Consider the following 16,964-nt stretch of genomic DNA (forward strand, 5'->3'; position numbering starts at 1 on the left):
TTTTGTGTTTCCTCGCCTCGCCCAATTTGTCTCGTCCGTTCTACCCTGTGATTCCGGCCCCCACTTCATTTGTGTTTTTTTTAAAAATTTTGCCTATAAAAAGGGGGGGGCCCCTCCCCCCCCCCCCCACCAGGCTTGGGAGGCTTAGCGAGCTGCGGTCCAGCCCTTGTAATCCTTCAAATTGTCGGCCGTGATCAACTTCGGGTCGAGCAGTACCGTCGGCTCGGCCGGCTTCTTGCCGGCAAGCAGGTCAGCCGCCATCGTCAGCGACTGGCCGGCCATCACATAGGGATCCTGCGAGGCCGAGGCTTTGATCATCGACGTGCCGGAAGCGAGTTCCTTCTCGATATCGGGCGCGCCGTCGACCGCGGTGAAGATGAACTCCGAGCGGTTGAGCTGCTTGGCCGCAAGCTGGGCGCCGATCGCCGTCGGATCGTTGATGGCGAAGACCGCGTCGATCTTGTCGAAACGGGTCAGCAGCGACTGGAACACTTTCAGGCCGCCGTCACGCGAGCCTTCGGCGTTCTGGTCGTCGGAAAGGATCTTGATGTCGGGGTGTTTTGCCAGCACGTCCTTGCAGCCCTTGACCCGCTCCAGGATCGATGACGAGGCCGGGCCGTTGAGGATGACGTAGTCGCCCTTGCCGCCGGTATGATCGACCAGATACTGGCACGCCTCTTCGCCGGCCTTGACGTTGTTGGTCATCACGGTGACGTCGGCGCCCGGCGCCGAAACGTCGAAGGCGGCAACGACGATGCCGGCCGCCTGTGCCTTCTTGACCGCCGGCGCGATCGCCTTGGCATCGACTGCGTTGAGCATGATGACGTCCACACCGGCGGCGATGAAGGAATCGACCTGCGAAACCTGCTTGTTGAGGTCGTAGTCGGCCGATACCGAGGTCACCTGCACGTTCGGATTGATCTTCTTGGCCGCGTCCTCGATGCCCTTGATGGTGGCGACGAAGAACGGGTTGCCGAGCAGGCCGACCGAGATGCCGACCTTGTTCAGGTCCTTGGCCGATGCCGGCGCGATGACGGCGGCCGCAAAGGCTACGCCGCAGAGCAGTTTAGCGATGGTCTTCATTGTTTTATTTTCCTCCTGATGCCCCGCGCCTCTCACGGTGCGTTACACATGAAACCGGCTCGTTGGATGCCGGCGACTAAGGGCCATCACGTTCTTGCTCCTGCCTGGAGCCGGTAACGGTCGAGGGCGACCGCCACGATGATGACCAATCCCTTGATGATGTACTGCCAGATGTCCGAAACACCGGCGAGGATGAGCCCGTTGGACAGCACGGCGATGATCAGGCCGCCGATCAGCGTGCCCCAGATCGAGCCGACGCCGCCGACGAAACTGGTGCCGCCAAGGATGACCGCGGCAATGGCGTCGAGTTCGTAGGACTGGCCGAGCTGCAGCCCGTTGGCGGCATAGAGCCGGGCCGCCGACATAGCGCCGCCAAGCCCGGCCAGGAGGCCGGAAACGCCATAGACGAAGAGCAGCACCAGCGGCACCTTGATGCCGGTCAGCCTGGCGGCCTCGGCGTTACCGCCGACGGCGTAGATCCAGGTGCCGAGCACGGTGCGCTTGAGCACCAGCCAGGACAGCACCACGACCGCCAGCGCGATGATTACCAGCCACGGAATGCCGAACAGCGAACCGTTGCCGATGAAGTCGAACGGCAGGTCCGCGTTGAACACCGTAGTGTCCTGGCCAAGCAGGCGGGCGACGCCGCGCACGGCGGTCAGCGATCCCAGCGTGACGATGAAGGGCGGCAGCTTGATGTAGGCGATCAGCAGCCCGTTGATGACGCCGAAGCCGAGCCCGACGAGAATGGCCGCCGGCACGCCCAGCAGTCCCCAATCGGGCACCAGCGACACCATCACCGCCACCATCGCCGAGGCGGCAAGGATCGAGCCGACGGACAGGTCGATGCCGCCGGTCAGGATGACGAAGGTCATGCCGGCCGCCAGCACGATGTTGATCGACGATTGCTGCATGACGATCAGCAGATTGGTCTGGGTGAAAAAGCGCGGGTTGATGAACTGGAAGCCGACCGCCAGCAGAATCAGGATCGGCAGCATGCCGAGTGCGGCGATGGCGGTGCGCCATCTCGTACTTCTGCCGATCGCCCGGTCGTCCGCTTTCATCGTGTCGGCCACCTTGTCGGTCATCGCTGAGCCGCTCCCGTTGCAAGTTCCATGATCGCTTCCTGCCGCAGCGGCTCGCCCTCCGACGCCGTCACCTCGCCGGCAATGGTGCCGTCGCGCATCACCAGCACGCGGTCGGCGATGCCGATCACCTCCGGCAGTTCGCTGGAGATCATCAGGATGGCGATGCCTTTCTTGGCCAGGTTGTCGATCAGCCGGTAGATTTCCGACTTCGCCCCGACATCGACGCCGCGGGTCGGCTCGTCGAGGATGACGACCTGCGGCTCGGTTTCCAGCAGGCGGGCGAGCAGCACCTTCTGCTGGTTGCCGCCCGACAGCGAACCCGCATTGGCCTGCACCGAGCTGGTGCGGATGGAGAGGTCTGACACCGCCTTGGCGGCGCGCTTTTCGGCAGCCGCGAAGTCGCGCAGACCGCCGGCCTTCGCGTCCTTTGCCAGCACGCCCATGCTGATGTTGTCGGAGATCGACATGTCGAGAAACAGGCCAAGTTGCTTGCGGTCCTCGGTCAGGTAGGCGATGCCGGCATCGAGCGCCTCGCTCGGCGAACCGATGGATATCGGTTTGCCGCCGAGCTCCAGCGTGCCCGATATGTGCCTGTCGGCGCCGAAGATCAGCCGTGCCAGTTCGGTCCGGCCCGAGCCGACCAGGCCGGCCAGTGCCAGCACCTCGCCTTTGTGGAGGTCGAAGGAACAATTCTTTATGAGATTGCCGTCCGACATGCCGCGCACCGACAGCGCGACGGCGCGCTTGCTGTCCGGCGGGCGGTGATCCTTCTTGTAGAAGGTCGACAGATCGCGCCCGACCATCATCGATACCAGGCGCGAGGCGTTCAGGTCGGCGCGGTCGAGCGTGCCGACATAGCCGCTGTCGCGCAGCACGCTGACGCGGTCGGCGAGCTGGTAAACCTCTTCCATGCGGTGGCTGATGTAGATGATGGCGATGCCTTGCGACTTCAGCGTCGCGATCACCTCGAACAGCCGGTCGGTCTCACGCGAGGTCAGCGACGTGGTCGGCTCGTCCATGACGATGATGCGCGCATTGGTCGACAGCGCCCGGGCGATTTCCACCAGTTGGCGCTCGCCGAGCGACAGGCTGGTGACCGGGGTGCGCGCCGAAAAGGCCACACCGAGCCGCGCGATGATCTCGCTGGCGCGCCGGTTGCACTGCTCGCGGTCGACGATGCCGAACCGTCTTGGCTCGTTGCCGAGGAAGATGTTCTGCGCCACCGACAGATTGGGCGCCAGCGACAACTCCTGATAGATGACCGCAATGCCGGCGGCGCGCGCCTTGATCGGGTCGCCGGTGGCGGCAGGCATCCCGTCGATCAGGATTTCGCCGCCGGGGTCCGGCCGGTAGGCGCCGGACAGCACCTTCATCAGCGTCGACTTGCCGGCACCGTTCTCGCCCATCAACGCGTGCAGCTCGCCGGCGTGAACGGTCAGCGACACATCATGCAAGGCGCGGATCGCCCCGAACGTCTTCGAGATGTGGCGCATCTCCAGCACCGGCTGGCGCACCGTCTCGATCCGGGCGGCGGCGCTCATCGTGCACCTCCCGAGGCTGCCCTGGCCACGCCCCGGTCGGCGGCAAGGCCGCGCCAGTCGTTGCGGTAGCCGGCAAGGCCGCTGAAGCTTGCCGCGTGCACCGCCTCCGGCGCCTCGGTGGCAAACTCGCGTCCGACGCTTTCAAAGGCAAGTGCGGCGGCACCGGTGGCGCTGCCCTCCAGCGTTGCGCCCTGCAGGAAGGCCTGCCCGGGCCGCAATTGCGCCAGCAGCGCGGCAAGCAGCCCGCCATTGTTCAGGCCGCCATCGACGATCACCGTATTGTCCGAATGGATCAGCTCGAGACATAGATCGAGCATCAGCGCGACGTAGAGCAGCGCCACGGCCGCGCGTTCCTCGGCATTGGGCGTACGCCCGACCAGTTCGCCTCGGCGGTGCGGCATCGGGCCGCCGGGCGCGAAGCTCGGCAGCGCCATGATGCCGGCGTCGATCACCCGTTGTACCGATGACGGCGCGATTGCGCCCTGCCAGCCGGCGCTGATCGTGGCGAATTCGCGGCCGCCCATGAAGCGGATGGTCGGCACCGGGCCGCCGTCGACATCGACATTGACCAGCATGTCGCGCTCGCCATCGAGTGCATCGAGCGGACAGTCCGGATTGAGCACGACCACCCAGGTGCCGGTCGAGACCACGGTCACCGGCCCGAGCTGCTGTCGGCGGTAGGCATGGAGCGCAGCATTGCTGTCATGGACGCCGTTGTGGACGGCGACCGGCTTGGCGGCCCGGCTGAAGCGCTGCTCGCCGATCACCGCGCCGGCACGCTCGAAGGCGGGCATCTGGCCGCGCCAGCCCTCGGCATCGACCAGCGAGCTGAAATCGCGTTTGCGCGGCGCCCATAGATGCGAATGGCAGCCTAGATAGGAGACCTCCGACACCGGCCGGCCGCCAAATCGCCAGCTCCAATATTGGGGGTAGCCGAGGATCGACGTCGCTGTGGCGAAGGCACCGGGCTCCACCTCCTTCAGCCACAACATGTGGCGGCCGTAGTTGAAGCCAAGCGGCAGGCGCGGCGAAAAGGTCTCGGCAAAATCCGGAATGCGGCGGTCGATCTGCGCGGCGATTTCAGCTGGCGGTTCCTGCTCGTAATCGAGGATCGGATGCGTCAGCGCGGCTTCGTCGACCAACGCGAAGGTGCAGCCATGGCCGGATACCATCAGCCCTTCCACGCCATGCGTGTCGACGGCGTCATCAATGGCGCGAGCCGACCAGTCGTGCAGCGTTGCCTCGTCGAGCACGCTGAAGCCGCCTTTGCGGATCCAGCTCGGCTGGGTGCGGCGCTCGTCTAGGATCTGTCCGTCCTGGCCGAAGACGAACAGCTTCGAATTGGTCTTGCCGAAATCGAGGACCGCGATGTTCACTGGGCGCCTCCCGAGGAAGCGGCGATCCGCACCATGACGCCGGCATCTTCGAGCATGCGGGCATCTGTCTCGGACAGGCCGTCATCGGTGACCAGCGTGCCGATCCGCGACAGCGGCAGCGCCACATTGCGCGCGTGGATCGACAGTTTTCGGCTGTCGGCCAGCACGACGATCTGGTCGGCGCAGAGGCTGAGCTCGACGATCGAGCGGACCAGCAGCGGGTGTGATTCCAGAAGGCCTTCCTGGCCGATGCCTTGCGCGCCGAGAAAAAACTTCGAGGCGTAGAACGGCACCGTCTGCGTCAGCGAATGGATGATGCCCGGCTCGCGGTAAAGGTCGCCGCCGGCAACGGTCAGACTGCAATGGCCGTGATCGCTGAGATAGGCCGCGAGCGGCATCGAGTTGGTGTAAAGCCGGATATTGCGGTCGGCGAGCTTGACGCCGAGATGGAAGCAGGTCGAACCGCCATGCACGATGACCGCGTCGCCGTCGCGCACCATGGTGGCGGCGAGAGCGGCGATCTGCCGCTTGGCCTCGACGGCGAGGTCGCGGTTCTCGTCATAGGGCCTGGCATAGGCGACGCCGGCTTGCGAAGCGCCATCGAGCGCCGAGATGCCGCCATAGACCTTGCGCGCTTCGCCGGCCTCATCGATCTTGTCGATGTCGCGCCGCACCGTCGCCGCCGACACGCCAAGCCGCTCCTGCAGCTCGCGCACCGATGCGAAAGGCCGGTCCCGCAAAAGCTCGACGATCTGACGCTGGCGGCCGGAGTCGCTCAACCCTTACCTCCCAATGCGCTTGCCTCCCAAGCCATTGCACGGCATTGCCATTTTGCACGGCAATTGGTGCAACTTACTCAACGGCCCTCGGATTGCAAGTCTGATTTGACGCGATAACATCACTGTTGACGTAACTTACTCGCATCTGCGATACCAGCGTCGGTCTTCGTCCCGGCAACAGGGCGTCCAAAGCCGTGGCCACGCGGCCGGTTTGTGGAGGAATTTCGATGACGATCAGTGCGGATGCGCAGGAATTGGCAGCGCTGCGGTCGCTTTCCGCCGAGATCGGCAGCGACGCGCATCTGACCCAGGCCGCCGGCGGCAACACCTCGCTAAAAGCCGGTGACACGCTCTGGATCAAGGCCTCCGGCACCTGGCTGAAGGACGCGCTCACCGCCGACATCATGGTGCCGGTCAGCATCCCGCCATTGCTCGACGCCATCGAACGACGCGACCCGACCGCCGAACAGCCACAGGCCTTCACTGTCGGCGCCCTCAATCCGCGCGGCCTGCGCCCCTCGATCGAGACCACCGTACATGCGCTGATGCCGCAGCGCATCGTTCTGCATGTCCACTGCGTCGAGACCATTTCGCTGGCCGTACAGGCCGACTGCGAGGCCGAGGCCGCCAGGCGGCTCGACGGCCACCAATGGGCGTATGTTCCCTATCGCCGGCCGGGACTGCCGCTCGCCCAGGGCATCGCCGAGCGCCTTCGGCCAGGCGTGGATATCCTGATCCTCGGCAATCACGGCCTGGTCGTTGCAGCCGACACCGTCGCTGAGGCAGGCATGCTGCTGCGCCGCGTAACCCGGCTGTTGGCACGGCCGCCGCGCCAGGTGGCTGAGCCGGACACCGCGACATTGATGGTGCGCGCCGGCGACAGCGACTACAGATTGCCGGCGGATGTCGAGGCGCACGCGGTGGCGATCGACCCCGAAAGCTGCCACATGGCTTCGGGTGGCAGCCTCTACCCCGACCACGTCATCTTTCTCGGCGAAGGCTCGGTCGTGGCGAGACCGGGCGAGGATGTGAAGCGCGTCATCGAGCGCCGCGGCGCCGCACCCGTGGCGATCCTGTTTCCCGGCCTCGGCGTGTTGATGCGCGGCGACGCGGGCGCCGGTGCCGACGCCATGCAGCGCTGCCTCGCCGACGTGACAGCGCGGGTCGATGTCGCGGCGAAGCTGAATTATCTGACAGCGGCAGAGAATGACGAACTGATCAACTGGGACGCCGAAAAATATCGCCAGAAACTCAATGCCGGAGGCAGCTGACATGCCGCGTTCGTCTGGCCCGCTTGCCATCGGCATCGACATCGGTACATCCGGCGCGCGCGCCGTCGCCATGCGCCCGGACTTTTCCATTGCCGCGCATTCCGCTATTGCCCTCGAGCGATTTGGGCCGAACGGGCGCGACCCCGCCATCTGGTGGGAGGCCGTCGGCGCGACGTTGGCGGAACTGCTCAAATGTATCGATCGCGCGGCAGTGCGCTCGATCGCCGTCGACGGTACGTCGGGCACGCTGCTGCCGGTCGACGGCGCCGGGCGGCCGCTGGCAGAACCGCTGATGTACAACGACAAGGTCGCTGACGACACTATTCTGGGTGAAATAGCCGGCGCGGCACCGGCAACGAGCGCTGCACTTGGGGCGACCTCCGGTCTCGCCAAGGCGCTGTCTTTCCAGCACCTGCCCGGCGTCGCCGCTGTGCTGCACCAGGCCGACTGGATCGCCGGACAGTTCTCCGGCCGCTTCGATGGCAGCGACGAAAACAATGCATTGAAAACCGGCTACGATGTCGAAACCCGCCGCTGGCCGGACTGGATCGCGGCCACCGGAATGCGCATGGAATTGCTGCCTGGCGTCGTGCGGCCGGGCGATGTCACGGGTACGCTCACCGCCAGCGCCGCGAAAATGTTCGGCCTGCCGCGTGACGTGGTCGTGGTCGCCGGCACCACCGATGGCTGTGCGTCGTTCCTGGCAACCGGCGCGACGGCGGCGGGCGACGGCGTCACTGCACTCGGCTCATCGCTGACCATCAAGATTCTCTCCGACCGGCCGATCTCGGCGCCGCAATTCGGCATCTACAGCCATCGGCTGGGTGACACCTACCTGGCGGGCGGCGCCTCGAACTCCGGCGGCAAGGTTCTGGCCCAGCATTTCCCCGTCGCCCGCATTGTCGAACTCAGCAAAAAAATCGACCCGGCGACCGAGACCGGTCTCGACTATTACCCACTGCCAGCGCCGGGCGAACGCTTCCCCATAGCCGATCCGGCTTTGCCGCCGCGCCTCGAGCCGCGGCCCGCCGACGACGCCGATTATCTGAAAGCGATGCTCGAGGGTATTGCGGCGATCGAAGCGCTCGGCTATCGCCGGCTTGCCGAACTCGGTGCACCTCGGCTGACATCGGTCAGGAGCGTCGGCGGCGGAGCGGCCAATCCGGCCTGGACGGCAATCCGGCAGCGCAAGCTTGGCGTCGCTCTCGTGCCGGCTCTTTCGGAGGAGGCCGCCGCCGGCACGGCGCGGCTGGCGCTGATGGGCGCTAGCGCAGCGGGGCTTTTATGACGGCCAAGGCAATTCAACACCTCGACGGCATCGCCGCGCTGGCCGAGCGCTATCAGGTATTCCTGCTCGACCAATTTGGTGTGCTGCACGACGGCACCAGCGCCTATCCAGGCGCTGTCGAGGCCTTGTCGGCACTCAAGCACGCCGGCAAGACCATCGTGCTGATCTCGAATTCCGGCAAGCGGGCGCAACCCAATGAGCGCCGCCTGCTGAAGCTCGGCTTCGAACCGGGAAGCTGGGATCACTTTGTCTCCTCCGGCGAGGTGGCGTGGCGCTCCTTCCATCAAATGGCGGCATCCGGAGCCCTGCGCCCGCAGACAAAATGCCTGCTGATCCGCCGCGACAATGACCGTTCGGCTGTCGACGGCCTGCCCTTCGTCCTGGCCAAGGACGGCGACGATGCAGAACTGGTGCTGATTTCCGCCAGCGAGGGCGATCGCTACGACCTCGACCATTATCGCCGGCTTCTTGGTCCGGCGGCCGCGCGCCGGGTGCCATGCTTCTGCACCAATCCCGACAAGATCATGCTGACTGCCGTCGGCCCTCGCTTCGGCGCCGGCCGGCTCGCCGATCTCTATGAGAGCCTCGGCGGCAGCGTGGCGCGCATCGGCAAGCCCAATCCGCAGATATTCGAGGCAGCGCTGGCACTGGCGGGTCACCCGGAGCGCGACAGCGTGGTCTGCGTCGGCGACAGCGTCGAGCACGACATCGCCGGCGGCAACGGCGTCGGCGTCGCGACGACGCTGGTCCTGTCGGGCATATTGGCGGGGGCTCCAGACCTGGACGACGTTTTCGCCGCGCTCAACGCCCGTCCCGACTACATCGCGGATAGCTTCAGGTTTCGTTGAGTTGTTAAGGCGAGACAAAGCTAATCGAGGTTGAAACGCCCGATCACCGGCACGTGGTCCGAGGGCCGTTCCCAGCCGCGTGCCAGCCGCAGGATTTCGTAGCCGGCAAAATGCGGCACCAGGTTGGGCGACGACCAGATATGGTCGAGGCGGCGGCCACGATTTGAGGCCTGCCAATCCTGGGCGCGATAGCTCCACCAGGTGTAGAGTTTCTCCTCATAGGGCACATTGAGCCGCATCAGGTCGACCCAGTCGCCGGAGAGCCGCATCGCCTCGAAATTTTCCGTCTCGACCGGCGTATGGCTGACGACATTGAGGAGCTGCTTGTGCGACCAGACATCGTGCTCGAGCGGCGCGATGTTGAGGTCGCCGACCAGGATCGAGCCGGAATGCTCGTCATGCTCGGCCCGCACGGCGTTCATCTCGGCAACGAAATCGAGCTTGTGCTTGAACTTTCGGTTGACGGCCGGGTCGGGCTCATCGCCGCCGGCCGGAACGTAGAAATTGTGCAGCAGGATCGTTTTGCCGCCGGCCTTGACGGTGACCGACAGATGCCGGCTGTCGTCGATCTCGCAGAAGCGGCGCTTTTCGACCACCTCGATCGGACGGCGCGCTATGGTCGCAACGCCGTGATAGCCCTTCTGGCCATGGAAGGCGATGTGCTCGTAGCCGAGCTTGCGGAACGCCTTCTCCGGAAACAATTCGTCCGGAACCTTGGTTTCCTGCAGGCAGAGCACGTCCGGCGCCTGCTCGACCAGCAGGCGCTCGACGATCGGCATGCGCAGCCGAACGGAGTTGATGTTCCAGGTACCGACGGAAAACGGCATGTGGGGTTCCGGACAACGCAAGATCCGCCGGATGGCTCCGACGGAAGTCAATCGCGGAAACTACTGCCAGCCGCGCACCGCAAAAACAAGCCGCCCGCACCAACGCGCAAAAGCCATCCCGCAGCAGTAGAAAGTTACCGCGTCTTGGTGTTCAGCTCGCGGTTCGCCGTATAATCGATGGCGAAGGTGTCGGGGGCGAAGCTGACGCCCTCCTTGGTGTTGAAGATCATCACCGTTGTGTCCTTGCCTTGCGCATCGGTGATGGTCCACTGCCGCAATTCATAGGATTTCGGATCGAACATCATGGTGATCTTCGAATTGCCGAACACTGATTTGTCGGCAAGCTGGATAGTGGTGAGATCGTTTTCTTCCTTGACGCTTCTGACGCGTCCGCCCGAGAGATCGATCTTGTCGTCGAGCAGCAGCTTCAGCGGCGTCTTCGACAGCGGGTAGAGGTCGGAGGTCCGCAGTTTCTTGTTGAGGATGACCACCGACTTGCCGTCGGAAATCACCCTGAAATTCGAGGCGCCGTCATAATTGAAGCGGATCTTGCCCGGCCGTTCCAAAAAGAACTTGCCGCCGGTCTGCTCGCCCTTGGGCCCGAACTGCACGAACTCGCCGCTCATCGATTTGACCGAGGAGAAATGATCGGCGATCTTCTGCGCCGTCGCCGGAACCGCTGCTTGCGCCGACGCCAGCAGCTGGAAGCCGGGCACGACATTGGCGGCCGCCGCACCGGCCAGGACCAGACCGAGGCCGAGCACCTGCCGGCGGGTTGGGGCGAAATCCCTTTTTGGGGCGAGAGTTGCGTTTTTCATGCCGGTCACCATCATCTGATTGCTTGCTCGTTATATTGGTCTGGCCCCCCAGTTGGGCTTAAGTTTGGCGGGCCGCACGGCGCTCATCGTTGCAACGCGCCAAAAGGTTCAAAGTTGCCGGCGCGGATGCGCTCTAGAACTTGTCGTCCTCCGTCGGCACCAGGATTTCGCGTTTTCCGGCATGGTTGGCCGGGCCGACAATGCCTTCCTTCTCCATCTTCTCGATGATCGAGGCGGCGCGGTTGTAGCCGATGCCGAGCCGGCGCTGGATGTAGCTGGTCGAGGCCTTGCCGTCGCGCAGCACCACCGCAACCGCCTGGTCGTAGGGATCGTCGGAATCCTCGAAATTACCGCCGTCGCCGCCGCCACTGCCTTTGCCCGTCGGCTCGTCGTCATCCTTGTCGTCGTCCTCGGTGATGGCGTCGAGATATTCCGGCACGCCCTGCAGCTTCAGATGCGCGACGATCTTCTCCACCTCGTCGTCGGAGACGAAGGGACCGTGCACGCGCTGGATGCGGCCGCCGCCGGCCATATAGAGCATATCGCCCATGCCGAGCAGCTGTTCGGCGCCCTGCTCGCCCAGGATGGTGCGGCTGTCGATCTTCGATGTCACCTGGAACGAGATGCGGGTCGGGAAATTCGCCTTGATGGTGCCGGTGATGACGTCGACCGACGGCCGCTGCGTTGCCATAATGACATGGATGCCGGCGGCGCGCGCCATCTGCGCCAGGCGCTGCACCGCGCCTTCGATGTCCTTGCCGGCGACCATCATCAAATCGGCCATCTCGTCGATGATGACGACGATGTAGGGCATCGGCTCGAGGTCGAGGTTCTCCGTCTCGTAGATCGCTTCGCCGGTCTGGCGGTCGAAGCCGGTCTGCACGGTGCGGGAAATCCTTTCGCCCTTTTTCTCGGCCTGCTGCACGCGCGCGTTGAAACCGTCGATGTTGCGAACGCCGACCTTCGACATCTTGCGGTAGCGGTCCTCCATCTCGCGCACGGTCCATTTCAGCGCCACCACCGCCTTCTTCGGATCGGTGACCACCGGCGTCAGAAGATGCGGGATGCCGTCATAGACCGAGAGTTCCAGCATCTTTGGATCGATCATGATCAACCGGCAGTCCTGCGGCGTCAGCCGGTAGAGCAGCGACAGGATCATGGTATTGATGGCGACGGACTTGCCCGAGCCGGTGGTACCGGCAACCAGCACGTGCGGCATTTTGGCGATATCGACGATCACCGCCTCGCCATTGATGGTCTTGCCCAGCGCCAGCGCCAACTTGGCCTTGGTGGTCTCGAAATCGCGGCTGGCCATGATCTCGCGCAAATAGACGGTCTCGCGCCTGGCGTTCGGCAATTCGATGCCGATGGCATTGCGGCCCGGCACCACGGCGACACGGCAGGCGATGGCGCTCATCGAGCGGGCGATGTCGTCGGACAGGCCGATGACCCTCGACGATTTGATGCCCGGCGCGGGTTCCAACTCGTAGAGCGTGACGACCGGACCCGGACGCACATGGATGATTTCGCCTTTGACGCCGAAATCCTCCAGCACGCCCTCGAGCAGGCGGGCGTTCTGCTCCAGCGCGTCCTTGGACAGGCTTGCGTCGCGCACCACGTTCTTCGGTTCCGACAGGAAATGCAGCGACGGCATCTCGAATTTCTCCGAGCCGATCAGCGACGTCTGCGCCTCGCGCTGGACGCGGGCGCCTGGTGCCGGCCGCGGCGCCGGCGCCTCGACGCGCGTCGCCGCGTCGGAGCGGAAGTTCTGCACCTTTGCCGTCGGCGCGGCGCGGCGCTGGCCGGCCGGCTCGGGCGCGAAATCCATGTCGTCATTGTCGTCGTTGTCGAAGACGTCGGCATCGTCGGGGTCGATCGAGGCACTGCGGTCGTTGACCATGGCGGCGAAGAATTCCGGCTCGACGCGGGCGCGCCCGCCCGGGCTCATCCGCGCCTCGGCGAACTCGGCCGATTCGACTCGTTCGGCCGCCCGCCGCCAGGCGCTGGGGCGCGGTTCCATCTCCGGTTCGAAATCGTCGCGCTCGCGCCGACGCGCGGCGCGGCGGCGCAGATAGGCCCGCAGCGACAGCCACCAGTGGGTGATGGCGCCAAGCGCCAATATGCCTTCGTCGCCCTCATCCTCGTCATTGTCGAAAAGCAGGTCGTCCTGCGGATCGGGCACGGCAGGCTGTTCGAGGACGGCAAAGCCGTTCTTGCGCGAAATCAGCGCCGAGCCATACAAGAATACCCACAGCGCCGGCGCTGCCAGGAGCAAGGCGAGCACGCTGGCGACGAGGCCGGTCGGATAGCCGCCGATGATGAGGCCCGGGATATTGAGCACCATATCGCCGAATACGCCGCCGAGGCCGGTCGGCAGCGGCCAGGTCTTGGGCGGCACCACGCAGCCGGCGATTGCCGCGCCAAGCAGCGAAAACCCGAACCAGGCGAGCGCCCGTTTCGGCAGCCTGTCGACGCCGCGCGCGGTAAACAGCAGAAACCCCCAGATCACCGCCGGCACCAGCGCCGCAACCGCGGCAAGTCCGAAGAACTGCATGGCGATGTCGGAAAATACGGCGCCCGCATACCCCATTGCATTGGTGACGACGTTGTCGGTGGCATGCGAAAAGCTCGGATCGGCGACGTTCCAGGTGGCAAGGGCGGCGACGCCGAAGCCAACCAGAGCAAACAGGCCGGCACCGACCAGCCGGCCGACCTGGCGCCTCGCGAACGCCCGGATGCCGTGCCCCGTATCGGCCAGCGCAAGCGGTGCTGAAGCCCCTGAACGCATGCTCTTCCTCGTCTGTCGTTGCCCGGCCGGGCGCGGACGCGCAACACGGCAGATTCGGCTGTCAGACTAGCGGCGGGAAGGTTAAGGGCGCATTAACCATGGGCAATCTGCGTCTCAGGGACGGGCGCAAGATGTCATGCCTGACGTCCCATTCGAACATGACGACCGCCACCACAGTTCGGAGCCGCCGCAGCCGATGTTTCACGCCGCCGGCGGATCGAGCACCTTGATCAAGCGACCGCGATCGAGCCATCACGGCCATCCGCGCGCAAAAAAGAGGCCCGGAAGGTTTCCGGGCCTCAAGGCGTGAGTGCTTTCGGGAGCGTCACGACGGGATCTTCCCGGCACCGGCAAAACGCCGATGCCGGCCAATGCCTTTACGCCACCACTTCGCCGTGCTGGCTGATGTCGAGGCCTTCGACCTCTTCCTGGGTGGAAGGACGCAGGCCGACCAGCGCCTTGACGATGTAGAGGATCACGAAGCTCGCGATCGCCGTCCACAGGATGGTGAAGACGATACCGTAGAGCTGCTTGCCGACGGAGGCGCCTGAGCCGAGGCTGTTGATCGCCGGATCGGCGAGCACGCCGGTCAGCAATGCGCCGATGATGCCGCCGATGCCGTGCACGCCGAATGCATCGAGCGAGTCGTCATAGCCGAACGCGTGCTTGAGCTTGACGGCCGAGACGTAGCACAGCACGCCGGCGACGATGCCGACGATGAAGGCGCCGGTCGGATTGACGAAGCCGGAAGCCGGCGTCACCGCGACCAGGCCAGCGACGGCGCCCGAGATGATGCCGAGAACGCTCGGCTTCTTGGCGACGATCCATTCGGCGAACATCCAGGCGAGCGCCGCAGCGGCAGCGGCAACCTGGGTGTTCAGCATCGCGGCACCGGCAAGGCCGTCGGCGGCCAGTTCCGAACCGGCGTTGAAGCCGAACCAGCCGACCCACAGCAGCGAAGCACCGATTACGGAGTAGACCAGGTTGTGCGGCGCCATGTTGGTGGTGCCGTAGCCTTCACGCTTGCCGAGAACCAGCGCGCAGACCAGGCCGGCAACACCGGCATTGATGTGAACGACCGTGCCGCCGGCGAAATCGAGAACGCCGGCTGTGCCGAGGAAGCCGCCGCCCCACACCCAGTGCGCGATCGGGGCATAGACCACCAGCAGCCACGCCCCCATGAAGATGAGCAGCGCCGAGAACTTCATGCGTTCGGCGAAGGCGCCGGCAATCAGCGCCGGCGTGATGATGGCGAAGGTCATCTGGAACATCGAGAAGACGAACTCAGGGATGTTCGCCACGCCCGGCAGCCACAGCGACGAGGTGGTGATGCCGTTGTGGAAGAACTTGGAGAAGCCGCCGAGATAGGCATTCATGCCGCCGCCATCCGAGAAAGCCAGCGAATAGCCGAACATGAACCACAGCACCGTCACCAGGCAGGTGATGGCAAAGCTCTGCATGATCGTGGCGAGCACGTTCTTCTTGCGCACCATGCCGCCATAAAACAGCGCCAGGCCCGGTATGGTCATCATCAGCACCAGCGCCGTCGAGGTCAGCATCCAGGCGGTGTTGCCGGTGTCGAGCGCGGGCGCAGGGGCAGCCGGTGCTGCCGGTGCCGCTTCCTGCGCGAACGCAGCAACCGTGCCCAGTGCAGCGAGAGCGAGCGAGCCCAAAACGGCCGCGCGTCCCGTTATCTTCAAGGTGGAAGGAATATTCATTGAACTCTCCATTGGAATACGTATCCGCGGCTCAAAGCGCGTCGGTGTCTGTTTCGCCGGTGCGAATACGCACCGCCTGGTCGATGCCGAAAACGAAGATCTTGCCGTCGCCGATCTGGCCGGTCTTGGCCGCCGCGGTGATGGCTTCGACCGCCTTGTCGACCATGTCGACAGCGACCGCGACTTCGATCTTGATCTTCGGCAGGAAGCTGACCGCGTATTCCGCCCCGCGATAGATTTCCGTGTGCCCCTTCTGGCGTCCGTAGCCTTTTACTTCGGTGACGGTCAGGCCCTGGATGCCGACCGCGGTGAGCGCCTCGCGCACCTCGTCGAGCTTGAACGGCTTTATGATTGCCATCACGATCTTCATAAGGTTTCACCCTTTGCTGTTGCGGGTCCCCGCGTTTGCACGACTTCGCCGATCCCCATGAGAGCCGGAGAGTGCCCGCTAGGATTCAAGCTCCGTGCCAATTGCCGAAGCAGGGCGTTAAGCTGTTGTTAAACAACGAAATCGGGAAGGTTTGCCGACTGCCTGTTCACAGTCGCGGCAGTGCATATGATTAAAAAATAGGCAAATTTCGAAAAATGCCTACTCCGCAGGCGGTCGCTTCAGCCGGATGAGTCCTTCTTGGGCAACCGAGGCGATCAAGGTGCCGTCGCGGGCAAACAGCGAGCCGCGGGTAAAACCGCGCGATCCTTGCGTCGACGGGCTGTCTTGCGTGTACAGCATCCAGTCGTCGAGCGGGTGGCTGCGGTGGAACCACATGGCATGGTCGAGGCTGGCTGCCTGGATATCGCGATCGAAAATGGCGCGGCCATGGGCAAAGGTCGAGGTGTCGAGCAGAGTCATGTCGGAGAGGTAAGCGAGCACGGCCGCCTGCGTGGCGCGGTCGGCCGGCACCGGGCCGGTGGTGCGGATCCAGATGTTCTGCTTCGGCTCGAGCTTTTCCCGGCTGGTATAATGCTTCAGCATTACCGGCTTCATCTCGATCGGCCGGTCGCGCTCCCAATAGCGCTTGATGCCCTCGGGCACCGCTTCGCCGAACTTGCCCAGCAACTCGCGTTGCGACAGCAACGTGTCGGGCGCCGGCACGTCCTGAGGCATCGGCACCTGATGTTCCAGGCCGACCTCATCCTGCTGGAACGAGGCTTCCAGCGAAAAGATCGCCTGGCCGTGCTGGATCGCGACGACGCGGCGCGTGGTGAAGGAGCCGCCGTCGCGGATGCGGTCGACCTCGTAAATGATCGGCACCTTGGTGTCGCCCGGCCGCATGAAATAGCCATGCAGCGAGTGCACATGGCGCTCGGGCTCGACCGTTCGCTGCGCGGCGACCAGCGCCTGGGCGATGGTCTGGCCGCCGAAGATGCGCTGCCAGTCGAGCTTGGGGCTGCGACCACGATACAGGTTGTGTTCCAGCTGCTCGAGGTCGAGAATGCCGAGAAGCTCGTCCATGGCTGCCGTCATCTTGACCTCGCCGCAAAATTACCATGGCGGTTTCCGACAGGAGCAGCGGGCAGTCAAGGGCGGAAAGTCCGGCG

At 64.7% G+C, this 16,964-nt stretch carries 14 protein-coding genes; 3 read left to right on the top strand and 11 right to left on the bottom strand.

What is annotated here, in order from left to right:
* Positions 1 to 144: 144 nt before the first annotated feature.
* From NKH83_RS06690 to NKH83_RS06710, 5 genes are all read right to left on the bottom strand, one after another.
* Complete coding sequence (locus tag NKH83_RS06690; RefSeq protein WP_254817805.1) at positions 145 to 1,083, bottom strand: ABC transporter substrate-binding protein; 939 nt, start codon at positions 1,081 to 1,083, stop codon at positions 145 to 147.
* Positions 1,084 to 1,169: 86 nt separating this feature from the next.
* On the bottom strand, positions 1,170 to 2,147 hold the full coding sequence (locus NKH83_RS06695; RefSeq protein WP_502894194.1) for an ABC transporter permease subunit: 978 nt from the start codon (positions 2,145 to 2,147) through the stop codon (positions 1,170 to 1,172).
* Between the two features lie 20 nt (positions 2,148 to 2,167).
* Positions 2,168 to 3,712 carry a sugar ABC transporter ATP-binding protein gene (locus tag NKH83_RS06700; protein WP_352802768.1) on the bottom strand — a complete coding sequence of 515 codons (1,545 nt, stop codon included), beginning with the start codon at positions 3,710 to 3,712 and terminating at the stop codon, positions 2,168 to 2,170.
* Entirely contained in the window at positions 3,709 to 5,088 is a 1,380-nt protein-coding gene (locus tag NKH83_RS06705) for an FGGY-family carbohydrate kinase (RefSeq protein ID WP_352802771.1), read from the bottom strand. Before NKH83_RS06705 ends, NKH83_RS06700 begins: the two co-directional genes overlap by 4 nt.
* A complete protein-coding gene (locus NKH83_RS06710) occupies positions 5,085 to 5,867 on the bottom strand; it encodes a DeoR/GlpR family DNA-binding transcription regulator (RefSeq protein WP_352802774.1) in 783 nt (260 codons plus the stop codon). The genes NKH83_RS06705 and NKH83_RS06710 overlap by 4 nt, the downstream gene beginning before the upstream one ends.
* A 227-nt stretch (positions 5,868 to 6,094) precedes the next feature.
* Between NKH83_RS06710 and NKH83_RS06715 the strand changes: the two genes are divergently transcribed.
* The 3 genes from NKH83_RS06715 to NKH83_RS06725 are packed head-to-tail and all read left to right on the top strand — an operon-like array spanning position 6,095 to position 9,274.
* On the top strand, positions 6,095 to 7,138 hold the full coding sequence (locus NKH83_RS06715; RefSeq protein WP_352802778.1) for a class II aldolase/adducin family protein: 1,044 nt from the start codon (positions 6,095 to 6,097) through the stop codon (positions 7,136 to 7,138).
* A 1-nt stretch (position 7,139) separates the two neighbouring features.
* Complete coding sequence (locus NKH83_RS06720) at positions 7,140 to 8,426, top strand: FGGY-family carbohydrate kinase (RefSeq protein WP_352802780.1); 1,287 nt, start codon at positions 7,140 to 7,142, stop codon at positions 8,424 to 8,426.
* Complete coding sequence (locus tag NKH83_RS06725) at positions 8,423 to 9,274, top strand: TIGR01459 family HAD-type hydrolase (protein ID WP_352802783.1); 852 nt, start codon at positions 8,423 to 8,425, stop codon at positions 9,272 to 9,274. The genes NKH83_RS06720 and NKH83_RS06725 overlap by 4 nt, the downstream gene beginning before the upstream one ends.
* Positions 9,275 to 9,294: 20 nt before the next feature.
* Here the strand turns inward: NKH83_RS06725 and NKH83_RS06730 are convergent, their stop codons facing one another.
* The 6 genes from NKH83_RS06730 to tesB all read right to left on the bottom strand — a co-directional run bounded on the left by NKH83_RS06730 (position 9,295) and on the right by tesB (position 16,890).
* Positions 9,295 to 10,101, bottom strand: a complete 807-nt coding sequence (locus NKH83_RS06730; RefSeq protein ID WP_352802786.1) for an exodeoxyribonuclease III — start codon at positions 10,099 to 10,101, stop codon at positions 9,295 to 9,297.
* Positions 10,102 to 10,235: 134 nt separating this feature from the next.
* The gene (locus NKH83_RS06735) at positions 10,236 to 10,919 is read right to left on the bottom strand and encodes an outer membrane lipoprotein carrier protein LolA (protein ID WP_254817814.1); all 684 of its coding nucleotides are present in this window, start codon (positions 10,917 to 10,919) and stop codon (positions 10,236 to 10,238) included.
* Positions 10,920 to 11,052: 133 nt separating this feature from the next.
* Positions 11,053 to 13,707 (bottom strand): FtsK/SpoIIIE family DNA translocase, encoded by a 2,655-nt coding sequence (locus NKH83_RS06740; protein WP_352802789.1) that lies wholly within the window; start codon positions 13,705 to 13,707, stop codon positions 11,053 to 11,055.
* 377 nt (positions 13,708 to 14,084) lie between these two features.
* A complete protein-coding gene (locus tag NKH83_RS06745; protein WP_254818068.1) occupies positions 14,085 to 15,407 on the bottom strand; it encodes an ammonium transporter in 1,323 nt (440 codons plus the stop codon).
* 49 nt (positions 15,408 to 15,456) lie between these two features.
* Positions 15,457 to 15,795, bottom strand: coding sequence for a P-II family nitrogen regulator (locus NKH83_RS06750; protein ID WP_023679755.1), 339 nt, complete (start codon positions 15,793 to 15,795; stop codon positions 15,457 to 15,459).
* A gap of 219 nt (positions 15,796 to 16,014) precedes the next feature.
* On the bottom strand, positions 16,015 to 16,890 hold the full coding sequence (tesB, locus tag NKH83_RS06755) for an acyl-CoA thioesterase II (RefSeq protein WP_352691683.1): 876 nt from the start codon (positions 16,888 to 16,890) through the stop codon (positions 16,015 to 16,017).
* Between the last annotated feature and the right edge of the window lie 74 nt (positions 16,891 to 16,964).

The sequence above is a fragment of the Mesorhizobium sp. M0909 genome, from assembly GCF_040319515.1.
Classification (GTDB): domain Bacteria; phylum Pseudomonadota; class Alphaproteobacteria; order Rhizobiales; family Rhizobiaceae; genus Mesorhizobium.

Coding starts and splice junctions, on each gene's coding strand:
- tesB (WP_352691683.1), bottom strand. CDS start 16,890: ATGACGGCAGCCATGGACGAGCTTCTCGGCATTCTCGACCTCGAGCAG.
- NKH83_RS06715 (WP_352802778.1), top strand. CDS start 6,095: ATGACGATCAGTGCGGATGCGCAGGAATTGGCAGCGCTGCGGTCGCTT.
- NKH83_RS06740 (WP_352802789.1), bottom strand. CDS start 13,707: ATGCGTTCAGGGGCTTCAGCACCGCTTGCGCTGGCCGATACGGGGCAC.
- NKH83_RS06700 (WP_352802768.1), bottom strand. CDS start 3,712: ATGAGCGCCGCCGCCCGGATCGAGACGGTGCGCCAGCCGGTGCTGGAG.
- NKH83_RS06695 (WP_502894194.1), bottom strand. CDS start 2,147: ATGAAAGCGGACGACCGGGCGATCGGCAGAAGTACGAGATGGCGCACC.
- NKH83_RS06720 (WP_352802780.1), top strand. CDS start 7,140: ATGCCGCGTTCGTCTGGCCCGCTTGCCATCGGCATCGACATCGGTACA.
- NKH83_RS06730 (WP_352802786.1), bottom strand. CDS start 10,101: ATGCCGTTTTCCGTCGGTACCTGGAACATCAACTCCGTTCGGCTGCGC.
- NKH83_RS06725 (WP_352802783.1), top strand. CDS start 8,423: ATGACGGCCAAGGCAATTCAACACCTCGACGGCATCGCCGCGCTGGCC.
- NKH83_RS06750 (WP_023679755.1), bottom strand. CDS start 15,795: ATGAAGATCGTGATGGCAATCATAAAGCCGTTCAAGCTCGACGAGGTG.
- NKH83_RS06735 (WP_254817814.1), bottom strand. CDS start 10,919: ATGAAAAACGCAACTCTCGCCCCAAAAAGGGATTTCGCCCCAACCCGC.
- NKH83_RS06690 (WP_254817805.1), bottom strand. CDS start 1,083: ATGAAGACCATCGCTAAACTGCTCTGCGGCGTAGCCTTTGCGGCCGCC.